This is a genomic window from Amycolatopsis sp. WAC 04197 (assembly GCF_003947475.1).
Lineage (GTDB): Bacteria > Actinomycetota > Actinomycetes > Mycobacteriales > Pseudonocardiaceae > Amycolatopsis > Amycolatopsis japonica.
In genome coordinates this window covers 532,650-546,935 of sequence record NZ_QHJK01000003.1, presented here as the reverse complement: position 1 = coordinate 546,935, position 14,286 = coordinate 532,650, and the positions used below count along the sequence as shown (strand labels likewise).

The 14,286-nt window shown below is 67.7% G+C and carries 14 protein-coding genes; 3 read left to right on the top strand and 11 right to left on the bottom strand.

Going from position 1 to position 14,286, the window contains the following annotated elements; all coding sequences use genetic code 11:
• Nucleotides 1–105 precede the first annotated feature (105 nt).
• On the top strand, nt 106–222 hold the full coding sequence (locus DMC64_RS15455; protein WP_233629669.1) for a hypothetical protein: 117 nt from the start codon (nt 106–108) through the stop codon (nt 220–222).
• 509 nt (nt 223–731) lie between these two features.
• Here DMC64_RS15455 and DMC64_RS15450 read toward each other — a convergent pair.
• Entirely contained in the window at nt 732–2,138 is a 1,407-nt protein-coding gene (locus DMC64_RS15450) for a helix-turn-helix transcriptional regulator (RefSeq protein ID WP_125734080.1), read from the bottom strand.
• Nucleotides 2,139–2,435: 297 nt separating this feature from the next.
• Between DMC64_RS15450 and DMC64_RS15445 the strand changes: the two genes are divergently transcribed.
• Nucleotides 2,436–3,473: a hypothetical protein gene (locus DMC64_RS15445; RefSeq protein ID WP_125734079.1), complete on the top strand. Its 1,038-nt coding sequence runs from the start codon at nt 2,436–2,438 to the stop codon at nt 3,471–3,473.
• A gap of 58 nt (nt 3,474–3,531) precedes the next feature.
• Complete coding sequence (locus DMC64_RS15440) at nt 3,532–3,933, top strand: peptidase inhibitor family I36 protein (RefSeq protein ID WP_125734078.1); 402 nt, start codon at nt 3,532–3,534, stop codon at nt 3,931–3,933.
• Between the two features lie 56 nt (nt 3,934–3,989).
• On the opposite strand, the gene DMC64_RS42680 is transcribed toward DMC64_RS15440, so the two are convergent.
• The 10 genes from DMC64_RS42680 to DMC64_RS15395 form a co-directional block, all read right to left on the bottom strand.
• A complete protein-coding gene (locus tag DMC64_RS42680; protein WP_158634219.1) occupies nt 3,990–4,151 on the bottom strand; it encodes a hypothetical protein in 162 nt (53 codons plus the stop codon).
• Between the two features lie 117 nt (nt 4,152–4,268).
• Nucleotides 4,269–5,543 carry an ATP-grasp domain-containing protein gene (locus tag DMC64_RS15435; protein ID WP_125734077.1) on the bottom strand — a complete coding sequence of 425 codons (1,275 nt, stop codon included), beginning with the start codon at nt 5,541–5,543 and terminating at the stop codon, nt 4,269–4,271.
• Entirely contained in the window at nt 5,533–6,831 is a 1,299-nt protein-coding gene (locus DMC64_RS15430) for a cation:proton antiporter (RefSeq protein WP_125734076.1), read from the bottom strand. The genes DMC64_RS15435 and DMC64_RS15430 overlap by 11 nt, the downstream gene beginning before the upstream one ends.
• On the bottom strand, nt 6,824–8,617 hold the full coding sequence (locus DMC64_RS15425; RefSeq protein WP_125734075.1) for an ABC transporter substrate-binding protein: 1,794 nt from the start codon (nt 8,615–8,617) through the stop codon (nt 6,824–6,826). Before DMC64_RS15425 ends, DMC64_RS15430 begins: the two co-directional genes overlap by 8 nt.
• 5 nt (nt 8,618–8,622) lie before the next feature.
• Nucleotides 8,623–8,964 carry a hypothetical protein gene (locus DMC64_RS15420; RefSeq protein ID WP_037337764.1) on the bottom strand — a complete coding sequence of 114 codons (342 nt, stop codon included), beginning with the start codon at nt 8,962–8,964 and terminating at the stop codon, nt 8,623–8,625.
• Complete coding sequence (gene ddaH / locus DMC64_RS15415) at nt 8,961–9,770, bottom strand: dimethylargininase (protein ID WP_125734284.1); 810 nt, start codon at nt 9,768–9,770, stop codon at nt 8,961–8,963. The genes DMC64_RS15420 and ddaH overlap by 4 nt, the downstream gene beginning before the upstream one ends.
• 26 nt (nt 9,771–9,796) lie before the next feature.
• Nucleotides 9,797–11,047: an ATP-grasp domain-containing protein gene (locus tag DMC64_RS15410; RefSeq protein ID WP_125734074.1), complete on the bottom strand. Its 1,251-nt coding sequence runs from the start codon at nt 11,045–11,047 to the stop codon at nt 9,797–9,799.
• Nucleotides 10,944–12,590: a class I tRNA ligase family protein gene (locus DMC64_RS15405; protein ID WP_125734073.1), complete on the bottom strand. Its 1,647-nt coding sequence runs from the start codon at nt 12,588–12,590 to the stop codon at nt 10,944–10,946. The genes DMC64_RS15410 and DMC64_RS15405 overlap by 104 nt, the downstream gene beginning before the upstream one ends.
• The gene (locus DMC64_RS15400; RefSeq protein WP_199754995.1) at nt 12,591–12,959 is read right to left on the bottom strand and encodes a cupin domain-containing protein; all 369 of its coding nucleotides are present in this window, start codon (nt 12,957–12,959) and stop codon (nt 12,591–12,593) included.
• Between the two features lie 2 nt (nt 12,960–12,961).
• Entirely contained in the window at nt 12,962–14,284 is a 1,323-nt protein-coding gene (locus tag DMC64_RS15395) for a lysine N(6)-hydroxylase/L-ornithine N(5)-oxygenase family protein (RefSeq protein ID WP_125734072.1), read from the bottom strand.
• Nucleotides 14,285–14,286 lie beyond the last annotated feature (2 nt).

Genomic DNA, 14,286 nt, shown 5'->3' with positions numbered 1-14,286 from the left:
CTCTTACCAGCCAGCCACGTCGTGGAGGCCGTCTCGCCGTACGTGTAGCTGAGCTCGCTCGGGAACACCCAGTTGCAGGGTGACTGCCCCTTCTGCGGTTCGCGGGTGTTCAGAGTCCGCCCGGAATACGGCACGTCCCACTGCTTCGGGTGCGGCGCCGGGGGTAACGCACCGATGTTCGAGGCGCAGATCGGTCGTCCGCGGGAGAACCCGTACGGCTAGCGCTTCCCGTGTCCCCGGGGAAGGGGCCCGGAGGTCAGGGCAGAGTGAGGCGGTGAAGGCGTCGTAGACGAGGGTGGTCTCCTCTTCGTCTACGGCCACGTCTCGGTTGAACACGTTCGCGACATGGACGCGGTAGAACCCGGGCATCTCGAAGCTCAGCAGGACGCCGTCGGCGTCGGCCGCCAGCGCGTCGACGACGGCGGACTTCACCATGCTCATCCGCACCGTGACGGGCAGGCAGTCGAGGAACTGCTCGGGGGTCACGAACCTGGTGGCGGTGCGGCGTGCTCGGCCGGATCCCAGGGCGTTCGCGATGCCGGTAGCTGGCTCACGTCGATCGCATCGTGCCCGAGTTGGGACGGGCCGAGCCAGACCTCGGCGCCGAGGTCGCTGCCGCGGGTGACCGCGAACGCTGGCCAGAGCGGCCTGTACGGAAGGCGTGGCTTCACCGCGTCGGGTGTGCGAATCCCTCCGTTTTGCCGGCGCTGGTGAAGCGGGGCCGCGGAGACTCAGCGCAAGCCCTTGTGGGGGATCATGAAAATGTGGCTCATGTCGGCGTTGTGCATTGTGGTGGATCCGCGTGAGTCGGTCAGGCCTTCCGCGGCGCCCTGTACCGCGCCGTCCATCCCGTCTACCCACTTCACCATGACGTAGGCGCTGAACCGGGGGTCACAGTCGGCGCGGATGGTGAAGTCGGGCAGGTGCAGTGGTACGTGGTGGCGGTGCACCGTGTGGGACATCTCGCGGAGTTCCCCGGTCGCCCGGTTCTTGTGGCAGACCTCGTTGCCCTTCCACTGGGTGACGTACAGCGTGAAGGTAGCCCTCGACGCGGTCGGGTCAAGCGTGTCGCAGTGCTTGCCCTTCTGCGGGTAACAGGTCTGGTATTGGGTGTCGGCGACGACGCTGAGGTGGGTGAATCCCGGTGCGAAGGTGACGGACCTGAGTACCGGTTCCCGGGCGATCATGCGTGGGTCCGGTCCTACGTGCAGAAGGCCACGCGGCACCGCACCCTGGGCCGGCGCGCCTGTGGTCGTGTTGCCGACGGACGTGTCGGCGACCTCGATCCGCCCGCTGTCCAGCCGGAACTGCGCGTCGAGGTCTTCCCTGAGGGTGGCGGCGCGGAGGTAGGCGGTGCAGGCGACTTTGGTGGCCACACCGGGATGCAGCAGGAAGCGGGTGGTGAGCTGGACCTCTTCCTTCTCCCGCTCCGACGAGGCGCCTTCCTCCAGGATGTTCTGCCCGGTCACGAAGTTCTGCTCTCCGCCGGGCCACCTGCACCGGACCTCGTTGTCGAACAGCGAGAGGTGGGTCGCCGAGCTTGCGCGCATCACCGATACCACGTACGCGGTCTGGGTCGTCGCCATCTCGAGCTCGACGCTGCCCAGCGCCACCACCTCATGATCGGGCTTCCCGGATTCGCCCGGCATTGCCTTGGGCATCCGCGGTGCGAGTATGCGACGTGGCGTGAAGTCGTATCGGATGACGGTGTCGGCGGGGGCGGCGGCGGGCGCGGGGGTTGAGGGGTCGGCATCGTTGAATGCCGTGCTCGACGGGATCACGATCGCCACGAGGATCGCAGCGGCGGCCGCGAGTGATCGTGGGCGTCGCTGGCGAGAGCTGGAGGACAGGTCCGAAGTTTCGGCTGAGGAAACCGGTGTCTCCGCGGTCATTTTGCCGTTGGCCACCTGCCAGTGCCGTAGCAGATCGGTGAGGTCTTGGTCAGTCGCCTCACAGGCGGTGGCGATTGCTGCAATCGTCCGGTAATCGGGTGGAACTGTTACTCCGGAGCAGTATCGATGCAGGGTTGAACTGCTGATATGCGACTTTCGGCCTAGCTCTGAATAGCTCAGGCCGCTGCGCTCCTTGAGTGCAGTGAGAAGTCGCGCAAGCTCGCTGCGCGCACTCGACACATCCATCGACCCTCCCCAAGTCTCCGGTGCCGCAAGCCAGTATGGCACCGTCCCGCGCCCTTCGGGAAACCCCTGTTCAGGACCGTTTCACGCATGCCGGGACGACACACATTCCGGTATGCCTTGCCGCCGCTGCCTGTTACGCGACATGGTTGTTCCGTACCCCTGGTGGGTCGTGAATCAGTTTCACTTCAGGAGTGTCCGTACCCACCGAAACTCCACCTCGCCTCTTAACGAAGCGGCCATGTGTTATCGCCGAAATAGTTCGTCACGCTAAATTCTCACTGGTGAAAGGAGACCTCGGTGAGGCGAATCCTGTCCTTCATTCTCGGTGCCGTGGTGCTTGTCGTGCTCGCGCCGGCGGCGACCGCGAGCGACGCCACCTATGTCAAGTTCACGCCGCAACAGGTGCTCGCGCCGAAGGTGCCCGAGACAAAGCCGGGTGAGCCGGTGAAGTTCGACCAGGAGGTCAAGGAGTTGGGCAGCGTGTACCTGCAGATGTCGGCGACGCAGACCGCCTACGTCAGATCGGTGATGCGCGCGAACTCCGCCACCTACCGCTCGCTGTTCGACAACGAGGTGCGGTGCACCTGGCCAGGCGGTGAACAGAGCTTCGTGACGGGACAGAACATCCTGCAGAAGGGCGCGTCCCTGGAGCCGGAGAAGGAGGACGTCCAGCTCACCACTCGCTTCCTGGTGCACCCCGGTGTCGACACGAAGGTCACCTGCACCGCGTACGTCCGTGCCGCCACGATGCGCAAGGAACTCGACGCCCGGTTCCAGTTGTACGACGGATTCCTCGAGTTCGCCGACACGTCCGTGGCCAACACCGCGAACGGTCTTCCCGCCCAGCGGGCCACGCCCCGTGGCCTTGTCCGTGTCGGGCCGGACCCCGAGGTCGTGGCGCGTGAGCCCGCGTTGCCGTACTTCACACTCGCGCCGGGCTTCGCAAAACTCAGTGTCTTCGCCGACACCGAGTACAAGACGTGCTACCCGGTGAAGGACAAGGACTGCACCAAACCGCCGGCCTCGATGGCCACCTTCACCCTCTTCGTCAACCAGTGGAACGGCGACAAACTCTGCCAGACCAGCAACGCCACCACGACGACCCGCCAGATGTCCTATTCGGTGCACCACCATTACGTGCCACTGCACCTGCCCGACTTCACCGTCCGGCCCGACTGCGAACAGCGGTTCAACGCCTACGTCCTGGTGAAGTGGAAAGACGGCATGGACGGCGGAGTGCAGGGCACCGCGGTAGACCTGACCGACTCACGCGGGTCGACCACGACTCACGACGCCGGCATGAGCCACGTGTTCGTCGTCCCGGCCAAGAGCTGAGGACCGGAAATCCGCGCCGCTACAGACGACGGCGCACCAACAACAAATAGGAGATGAAATGAAGAAACTCTTCGCCACGATCGCCGCTGGTGCGGCCTTGTCCGCCGGCGTGGCATTCGTCGGAACGGCAAGTGCCGAAACGACGGGAGGCGCCGCCCCAGCGTCGCAAGAAGGTGGTGTGTCGATCACCGCCTACTCGGATTGCCCGTCCGGCTGGTTCTGCGCGTGGGAGCACGCCAACGCTCAGGGCCGAATGGTTCGCTTCCAGACCGGCTCCGCCAATCTCCAGGGGCAGAACTTCAATGACCAGATCTCCTCCGTCTACAACCGCACCAACAGAATCTGGTGCACCTACACCGACGCCGACTACCGCGGCACCCTGTGGCGTGTTTCCGTCGACTGGCGAGGAAACGTGCCCGCCCACATGAACGACCGCATCAGCTCGCTGCGCGGCTGCTGAGCAGGCGAGTCGATGCCACGCATGGACAAGACGATCAGCTCCCTGCTTACAGGCTGCTAATCGGACACGCGTCCGCACTGCTGGCTTCGAGTGCCTGGACTTGAAGCCAGCAGCGCGTCGAGATGACGCTGTTCCAGTTCCCTGAGGCGCGAGTTGGCGTGTCTGGCCGGGTTGGCGATATCGATCGCTTCCAGCAGGACCGCGACTTCGATCCTCACCACCTTGTGGTCATGAGTGCGTGGCGCGAGCGGCTCCCTATCCACTTCGGTCGGCGACCGATGCTGGTTCCGGGGGCGGTGCTGAGCACCGACGCTCTAGTCCGTGATGCCTGGATGTCACCGGCGCGGCGCCACGTGACGACCGACACCTACCGGCGGAGTGGTGATGCGCAGCGACGCCTGGGCGGCGTCGAGGGTCCGCGCGCATTCGGCGATCGAATCGGCGACCGCGGTGACATAGGCGACCCGGCCCCAGACCGTCCCTTGCGGCGGAGGGGACATCACGGCGCCGGGCTTGGCGATGGTGACCGCTTGATCCACGTTCGGCGGCAGGGTCGTCGGATCGAAGCGAATCGCCGCGATGGTGGTGTCGTCCCGGTCGACGTAACAGAACCGGATCCCGGCCACACGCCGCCGGGTGGGCCGGAGGTCCAGCTCGTGACCGCAGGCCGCCGCGGCGGCGAGGACGCCGGGGTCGATGCCGGTCGCCAGCTCGCCGAGGTAGGGGATCAGGTCGCCACCGAGCCTGCCGTTGACCTCGATGAGTTTCGGACCGGTCCCGGTCAGCATGTACTCGGTATGCGTCCAGCCGTCGCGGAAACCCAGCGCGGTGTGCGTAGCTTGCAGGATCGAGGTGAACGCGGAGTCGGTGAGCAGCGGATCGTCCGCGTCCACGTAGTGACCGATCTCTTCGGCGTAGGGCGGGAAACCGACCACCTTGCGGGCGAGGAAGAGCGGTGTGACCTTGCCGTCCGCGACGACCGAGTCGACGCTGACCTCCTCGCCGGTCACGCACTGCTCGACCAGGACCGGATGGTCACTGGCGTAGACCACCGGGTCGGGTGCCTTGGTGTCGCGGGTGAAGGCGAACATCTCGCGGAGCCGCTCCGGGCTGTCGACCCGGACCACACCGAGGCTCGCACCGAGGCCGCGCGGTTTCAGGATCGCCGGGTAGCCCACCTCTTCCGCCGCGGCCAGCGCCTGCGCGAGGGTGCTGACCGCGACCGACCGCGGCTGGGGAACACCTGCTTCGGCCAGCGCGGCGCGCGTCTGCGCCTTGTCCCGGAGCCGCCAGATCATCGCCGGGTCGCCGCACCGCAGCCCGAGCGCTTCGGCGACGTGGGCGGTGGCGTGGATACGCCCCTCGTCCCAGCACAGCACTCCGGCGAACGGCTCGGCCTCGTGCAGCCGGACCGCCTCGCGGGCCATCGCGAGACCGTCGATCGTGCTGGGCAGCACGGTCCAGCCGGTGATGTACTCCCGTTCCCAGGTCGGCTCCGCGGTGTGGAACAAGTGCACCCGGAACCGGGTACCGATCGACCGCAGCAGGTATTCCCGGAACACCTGCCAGCCGGTCGCGATCAGCAGCAGTCGTGGTCGCTCACTGGACATGGAACCCCTTCTCCCGTACGCGTTCCTCCTCCGTGACGGCGATCCGGCCCACCGCGCGGCGCAGGGTCGGCGGCGCCATCAGCGAGGTCACGATCGCCACCAGCACGATGATCGTGTAGGTGGCGGTGGTCAGGACGCCGAGCCGCAGGCCGACGATCGCCACGATCACCTGGATGACGCCGCGCGCGTTGAGACCGCTGCCGAGCGCGAGCCCCTCCCAGTGGCTGAGCCTGCCCACCCTGGCCCCGAGGTAGGCGCCGGCGAACTTGCCGATGACGGCGACCGCCAGCACCAGTACGGCCGAGCCGAGCACGGCGGGGTCGCGCAGTGCCGTGAGATCCATCCGCAGCCCGGCGGTGGCGAAGTAGATCGGGGTGAGCACGGCCAGCACGATCGTGCGCAACGGGGCCAGCCGCGCGAGGTCGACGTGTTTGGACGACCCGATCAGGATGCCGCACAGCAACGTCCCCAGCACCGGTTCCATGCCGATCGCGTGGGTGCCCGCGGCGGCCAGCAGCAGCAGGACCACGACGGTGGCGATACCCGGCCCCTGCTCTGACGAACGGCTCGCCAGACGCAGCGACGCGTTGACCAGCGGCCGTCCGGCGACCACGGTGAGGACCAAGACCACCAGCAGACCGGCGATCGAGAACGCCACCTGACCGGCGACCAGCCCGGTGACGGCCAGCGCGGACACCACCGACAGCAGCAGCCAGCCGACGATGTCGTCCACGGCCGCGGCGCTGATGATCAGCTGGCCGATGTCGCGATGCAGCAGCCGCATCTCCAGCAGGGTCTTCGCGATCACCGGGATCGCGCTCACACCCATGGCCACGCCGAGGAACAGTGCGAACACGGCCCGGTCGGTCCCCGCCGGGATCAGCGACGCGGGCAGCACGAAGCCGAGCCCGACGCCGAGTCCCAGCGGCACCAGCAAGCCGCCCGCGCTGGTCCAGGCGGCTGGTCCGCCCTTGCGGCGCACCAGTTTCAGGTCCATGTGCATGCCGGTGATGCCGACCAGCAGCAGGACACCGAGCTGCCCGACGGCGTCGAGCAGATTGAGTTGGGTGGCGTCACGCGGCAGCAACCAGCCCGACAGACCTGGCGCCAGATGCGCGAGCACCGACGGTCCGATGAGGACACCGGCGGTCAGCTCGCCGACCACCGCCGGCATCTTCAGCCGGATGGCGAGCCGTCCGAGGGCGAAGGCGAGCCCGAGCAGCAGTCCCAGCTGGAGCAGGAACAGCAGCATGGCGTGCGCGCTGATGGGGGCGACGGGGTCAGTCATCGACGTAGTACCAGTTCTCCGGGCTGATCATGCCGAACGGATTGACCGGTTCGAAGCCGCGCAGGGAGCGGGCTACCTCGAACAACCGGATCGGGAAGTTGGGGTTGAAGACGACCGGCACCTGCTCGGCGATGTAGTCCTGGTACTCGTAGAGGACGTCCGGATCGTCGGTGGTGACCGTGCGCTCGATCAGCTCGTCGGCCACCGGATCGTGGTAGTGGCCGAAGTTGCCGCCCGCGTCGGTCCTGAACAGGATCTCGCCGGTCGGGTGGTGGTAGACCCAGCCGCCGTTCCAGCAGCACATCTCCCAGGTGCACGGGGTTTCGTCGGTGGGGTAGCAGGGCGCGTCCTCCGCGACCAGGATCGAGCCGTAGACCTCTTCGAGCCGCAGCTCGATACCCGCGGCTGCGGCGTCACGTTTGTACTGGGTCATCAGCCGGGTCAGCGCCGGGCGTCCTTCCACGTAACGCAACCGGAAGCTCAGCTTCGTACCGAGTGGGATCCCTTCGCCCGCGAGCTCCGGGTCGACGCACACCGCGGGCGTGACGCTGGTGTCCCAGCCGTTTTCGGTCAGCAGTTTCTTGGCTCGCCCGGGATCGAAGGGCAGCGGCCACGCTCCGCCGCGCTGCGGCGGCGACACCAGGTCCGTCACCGGGAGCATCGGCATCGGCCCGTTCTGGCGGTAGGCGTAACCCTGGTAGATGTCCCGGACCGCGGCGTCCTGGTCGAGCGTGCACTGCAGCGCCTGGCGGAGGTAGGTCTGGGCGAACATCTTCCCGACCACGGTGGGGTTGTTGAAGTTCAGGCTGGTGTACCGGATGCAGTACGCCACCTGCGGCACCATCGTGTAGTGCTCAGCCAACGGGTTGACGCCGCCCTTGGTGGGATCGTCGGTGTGCCCGGTGGCGAAGCTCAGCGGCAGGTAACCCACCTGGACCGCGTCCTCGCCGTCCGGCCCGTCTTCGAGCCTGCGGTACTCCTCTTCGTCGGAGGAGAACGGGATCTGCCGGAATTCGTCGAGATACGGCTTGTTCGGGCCGGAGTAGTGCTCGTTGGGCACGAACGTCACGACCCCGTCCAGGGTGTAGCTCTTCAACCGCCACGGCCCGCTCACGACACTCCACACAGGACTGTCGGCCCAGCGGGTGCGGTGCTCGTTGCCCTCGTCGATGATGTCGCCCTGCTCGGCCATCAGGTAGTCGTAGACCGCCTCGACGTCGGCGAGGTCGCCGGAGGCGTTCGCCGGGCTCGCCGCGGTGCGATCCCACGCCTTCGGCAGCGGGATGATCAGGCTGAGCTGGTTCATCAGGACCCAGCGCCGGGAGTAGACCTTGTCGAAGGTGAAGTAGCAGGTGTCCTCGGACAGCTTGCCGTAGTCCGTACAGTTGTCGGGGAAATAGCCGGGGGTGTATTCGCCGTACCGCTCGCCCTTGACCTTGAGCAGGTTCACCCAGAACAACACGTTGTCGGCGCACAACGTCTCGCCGTTGGACCATTTCCACGGTTTGACCTTGACCGTGACGGTCAGCCCGTCCTCGCTCCACACGGGAGGCTCGCCGATGCTCGAGGCGTAGTCGACCTCGGGTGTGCCGTCGCTGCCGAAGAAGTACAGGGTGCGGTACATGAGGGCCTGGAACTCCAGGACGTTGCGCATGCCCATGCGTTCTGCCGGGGTGAACGGGAAGATCACCGCCGGCGGGAAGCCGGGTGCGCAGGCCCAGGTGACCGTGCCGCCGCGGCGGGGTTCGCCTTCGCGGACCGACGGCATCGCGCTGGTGCGGGTCATCGCCGTCACCGGATCTCTTGCAGGCGGGAGACCCCGACGGACTGGTGCGGGCCGTAGCGCTGCCACACCTCGTCGAGCTGGATCCGGCCGTCGTCGAGGATCCGCGGGATGCTCGTGCAGTGACCGGAGATCACCTCGCCGCTCTCCAGGACCATGCAGTACGCGAAGTCGAGTTTCCCGTCGGGGCCGCAGGTCCCGGTCAATGAACCGTGGCGGGCCTTGCCACCGGAGAACTCGCCCCAGATCAGGTCGCCGTTCTGCCGGTAGACCGCCACCCGGTCCTCGCTGCCGTCGTCGGTGCCGTCGACGGCGACCGGACTGAACCGCCGTCCTTCGTAGTTGATCATGATGACTCGCGGCGCCTTTCTGTGGAGGGGAGGGGTTCGCGGAGCTCCAACGCGCAGCATTTGGCCGCTCCACCGGCCTTCAGGAGTTCGGACAGGTCGACGGCGATCGGGGTGAAACCGGCCGCCCGCAGGCTTTCGGTGAGATGGACGGCGGACTGGGGGAGCAGCACGTGCTCGCCGTCGGAGATGGCGTTGAGGCCGAAGACGGCGGCGTCCGCCTCGTCGGCCAGGATCGCGTCCGGATACAGCTCCCGGAGCACTGCCTGGCTGTCCGGCGAGAAGGCGCCGGGGTAGTACATGATCTCCTCGTGGTCGAGCACCGCCAACGCCGTGTCCAGGTGGTAGAAGTACGGATCGACCAAGTGCAAGGTGACCACCGGCAGCCCGAAATGGTCCGCCGCCTCGGCGTGCGCGCGATGGTCGGTGCGAAAGCCGGTGCCGGCGAGGATCCGGGCACCGGTGGGCAGCATGTCGCCCTCGCCCTCGTTGACGAACCCGGCCTGCCGGACCGGGTAGCCGTGCTCGGCGAACCATGCCTGATACGCGGATTCCTCGCCGGACCGTTGCGGGTGGCGGTACCTGGCCGCCAGTACCCGCCCGTCGATCACGGTGGCGGCGTTGGCGGCGAACACCATGTCGGGCAGGCCGGGCCGGGGCGGCACGACGTCGACCCGGTGGCCGAGCGAGACCAGCCGGGCCCGCAACCGGTCCCATTGCACGAGCGCCAGCGGCGCGTCGGTCGGTTTGTCCGGCTCCATCCACGGATTGATGGAGTAGCTGACCTCGAAATGTTCCGGCGGGCACATCAGGAACCGCCGCGGACGGGCTGTTCTCACCGGTCACCTTCCAAGGTGACGGTGATCTTCCCAGCGAGCTCGGTCATGAGCCCGAAAGCGTCCTCTTTGGACGTTCCGGTGGTGCCGAGGAAGCCGAAGATGGTGTTGCCGTCGGGCGGCCTGAGGATGACGTCGCCGGGGCGGGCGGTGATCTGCTGGAGGAAGACCCGGTCCGACTCGGTCACCTCGGGCGGAACCTCGATGCTCTCGACCACGCCGCCGTCGCAGATCAGGCACATCGCGGTGATATGCGTCCCGGTCGGCCAGTAGTGACGGACGGGCGGTTTGACACCCCGGCCGACGTCGACCACGGACCGGATCGGATCGTAGTCCGCGGTGATCCGGGCGATGGTGTCCAGCCCGCCGCCGCCCACCCTGGCCGCGATCTCCAGCAGATGCGGTTTGCCCTCGTGGTAGCGCACTTCGGCGTGCATCACGCTGCGCCGCAAGCCCTGCGCACGAGCGGCCGCCTTGACCGCGTGGTGCACCCTGGCCAGTTCCTCGGCGGGCAGGGAGGTCGGCGCGTGGTGCACGTCGTCGTCGAAACTCCGGCCCTCCGCGGTGATCCGGTCGACGACCGAGCCGAGGTAGACCTCGTCGTCCCAGGCGAGCGCCTCCATCAGGTACTCGGGTCCGTCCAGAAAGGACTCGACGAGCAACCCGATCGGACCGAGGTCGACGTCGTCCGCCTCGGCGTTGATCCAGAACATGTTCCGCAGGCCCTCGCTCGCCGTCGCGAAGTCCCGCGCCATTTCCTGCGGACCGTCCACCCGGTACACCAGATGGCTTCCGGCGCCCAGGGTGGGCTTGAGGATGACCGGATAGCCGAACTCGGCACCCGCCGCCAGCGCGTCGTCGAGTTCGGTGACGTACCGGAAGGCGGGGATCGGCACGCCCGCCCGTTCATAGGCCTGGCGCATCAGCAGTTTGTTGCGGCTGTTGCGTGCCGCCTCGACGCCGATGCCCGGCAGCCCGAGCGCCTCGGCCACCGAGGCGACCGCGATCACCGCCGCCTCCGAGAAGGTGATCACCCCGTCGAAATGCTCGGTGGCGTGCCATTCCTCGGCACAGGCGATCATCTCGTCGATCTTCTTCGAACCGACGAGCCGGTAGTGGTCGGCGGGCCAGAAATCCGCCGTCCCTTCACCGTTCATCACGTACAGATCGACGCCGAACGCCTGCACCTGCCGATAGCGGGAGTGGTAGTAGGTCAGGTACTGACGGGTCTCGATGGTCAGCAGCTTCATGGCCAGCCTCCTCGGGCAGCCGCGGGAGTCGGAACACGGGAACGGAAGTGGGCGTTTCGGCCGTGAGGGACAGGTCGGCCCCGGCCGCGGCCGCCGCGCCGGCCGCGTCGATCAGGATCGGGGCGGCGCCGGCCAGCAACGTGCGCGCTTCGAGCATCAGGTCGCCGGCGGCGATCGCCGAGCCGGCGGCCAGGTCACGCAGCCGGTTCAGGTGGGTGAGCACCGTTTCGGCGGCCCGGTTCATGCTGTAGCCGGGCAACTCGTAGCAGCCGCGGAACCGCTGCACCATGGCCGCGGCGCGCCGCCGCCCGTCCGGGGTCACCGGCACCGCGCCGGAGAGCCCGCGAGCCGTCTCCGAGATCGCCTCCGCCAGCGCGTTCCACGGGGTGCTGAGCCGCCGGTACCCGTTGTCGCGCAGGCCTTCCCGGGTGAAACCGGTGCGCGACAGCTCCGGCGCGGTATACGCCAGATGGAACCGGACGAGGTCGCGCGGGACCTCGGCGAGCAGGTCGGCGGTCCAGATCAGATGGTCGCGGCTGGTGGAGAACTTCTCGCCGGCCAGGTCGTAGAACTCGTTGCAGACGTTGGCCGACGGCGTGACGTACCGGTCGCCGTGGGCCAGCAGGAACACGAGATCCATCAGGCCCCAGTGGTAGACGTTGTCGTAACCGTGGAAGTAGACGACGTCGGCCTCGTGTTCGGCGCGCCAGTGCTCGTCGAGCGGCAGCGTGGTGTCGCCGACCGACCACCAGGTGCTGTACATGACCGCGGGCATCGCCTCGATCCATGGGTACAGCATCTGCCCGGGGGTCTCCGGGAACGGCGCGGGAATTCCCCACGCCGCCGGGATCGTCACGGGTACGTCGGGCAGCGGCTTGGCCAGCAACTCCCCGATGAGCTGCATCGCGTGCGGCCGCCACCGTCCCGCCTGAGCGGTGTAGTAGGCGGTCAGCCGGTCCCGGTACTCCTCCATCGGCAGCACCAGGATCTCCGTGTCGCGGTAGGCGACCGGGTCGTCCGGGTCCATTGTGGAGTGCGGGTCGAGCAGCTCGTCGTAGTTGTTCGGGTGCCCGCAGGCCTCGCACACCCCGCCGCTGCTGCCCGCCAGGCACACCGGGCAGGTTCCGCTGACCAGTCCGTCGAACAGGTAGGTCCCCGAACGCGTCGCGACCGGCAGCCGCACCGTCCGCTTCCGGAACCGGCCCGCGTCGTACAGCGCGGTGACGAACTCGAGCACCGCGCGCCGGTACACGTCGTCGATCGGCGGGAGACCGGTCGTCGAGATGCCCATCGCGGAGAGCGAACGGGCGATCGCCTCGGTCGACCCGGCGCACAGTTCCCGCGGCGTGGTGCCCGTCCGGCGCGCGGTGGTGACCACATAACTCTGACTGTCGTCGGTGCAGGTCGTGTAGATCACCGAGGCGCCGGTGGCCCGCAGATACCGGGCGTACACGTCGCCCGCCAGGTACGGCCCGGCCATATGTCCGATGTGCAGGTCGCCGTTGGACGTCGGCGTCGCGGCGACCACGATGGTCGTGGACATCTACACGCCGGCCTCGTCGCGGGTGGTGAACCGCCCGGCCATGTCCTTGTCCCACCAGACCGCGTACATCCGGAACTCCTCGGATCCGCTGTTCACCACCTGGTGGTGCGAACGGGGCGGGAAATGCACGATGTCCCCGGCGGCGAACGGCGTCCGGTGCCCGTCGCAGACGATCTCCGCGGATCCGGCCATGGCGACCCAGATCTCGTACTCGTGGTGGCTGTGCGCCCCGGACTCGGCGCCCGGCGGCACCACGCACCAGGAGCCTTCGAAGGGCGCGTTCAGTTCCGGCCACGGCAGCAGCCGGGTGGCGGCCAGACCGTTGTCCGGCTTGAGCCGCGCGCTGTCGAACTTGCGGATCTCCATCATGGTCACTGCGCTCCTTGGGTGGCGGCGAGCGGGCGGGCATCGGCTTCGGTGACGGCGGGCAGCGGCGGCATCCGGCGGTCGGCGAGCAGATCGGTGACGATCTCCGCCGCCCGCGCGGCCAGCACGCTGAGCAGCGAATCGGCGATACCGTGGGTGGCCTCGTTCACCCCCTGCAGATGGCAGGTCCCGCTGAACGACGGCGGCAGGCTCATCCGGTAGCTGCGGTTGACGGTGATCTCGTCCACCCCGACCGCGGACGCGAGGTCCTTGACGATCCCCGGCATCCGCTTGGTGAAACCGGTGCCGAGCAGCACCACGTCACAGCGCTGCGTGAACCGGCGTCCGGATTTGCGGTCGACGAGGGTGAGCACGATCTCGCGGCCGTCCATCTCGGCGCCCGCCACGTCGACCATCGGGATCATTTCGATGCGCTCGGTGCCGGTGAGCCGCTCGATGTACATCTGGCGGTACAGCGTGTCGAGCATGTCCGGGGCGAGCCCGGCGTAGTTGGTCCGGTGCATCTCGCGCAGCAGCTGCGCCCTGGCCTCCGGCAGCGCCGAATGGAATTCGTCCACAAAGGACGGGTAGTACAGCTCGTTGGTGAACTTGCTCGCCTCGTAGGCGTTGAGGCCGATCGAGCGCATCACCATCGTGCACCGCGCCCCGGGGAACGTCTGGTGTGCCGTCCAGAGCATCTCGGCCGCGCTCTGCGCCCCGCCGACGACGACGATCCGGCGCGTCCGTTCGGGATCGAGTTCGCCGATCCTGGCCGCGAATTCGGTGCTGTGGATCATCAGCTCGCGCGGGATGGACGAGAAGGTGTCCGGGACGTAGGGATCCCGCCCGGCCGCGACCACCAGATGACGGCACACCACGGCACTGCCGTCGGCCATCTGGACCAGCCACTCGCCGGCCCCGTCCGCGACGCCGAACGGCCGGACCGAGACACACCGCCGCCCGTAGTCGATCCGCACGTTCGGCAATGATTTCGCCACCCAGCCCAGATATCCGGAGATCTCCATCCGGTACGGCGTGAAGCTGCCCAGGTTGATGAACTGGTCCAGCCGTCCCACCGAGTGCAGGTAGTTGACGAAACTGAAGGCGCTGCGCGGATTCCGCTGGGTGACCAGGTCCTTGAGGAAGGAGACCTGGCTCTGCGTCCACGGGATCAGCATGCCGCGCTGCCAGACGACGTCGTCCTGCTGCTCGACGATGAGCGTGTCCTTCGCGAGCTCCGCCTTCGCGAGCTCTTCGACGGCGACGCCGAGGGCGAGGCCGGACGGTCCCGCCCCGATCGCCAGCAGCTCTACTTCTTGAAATCGCACCG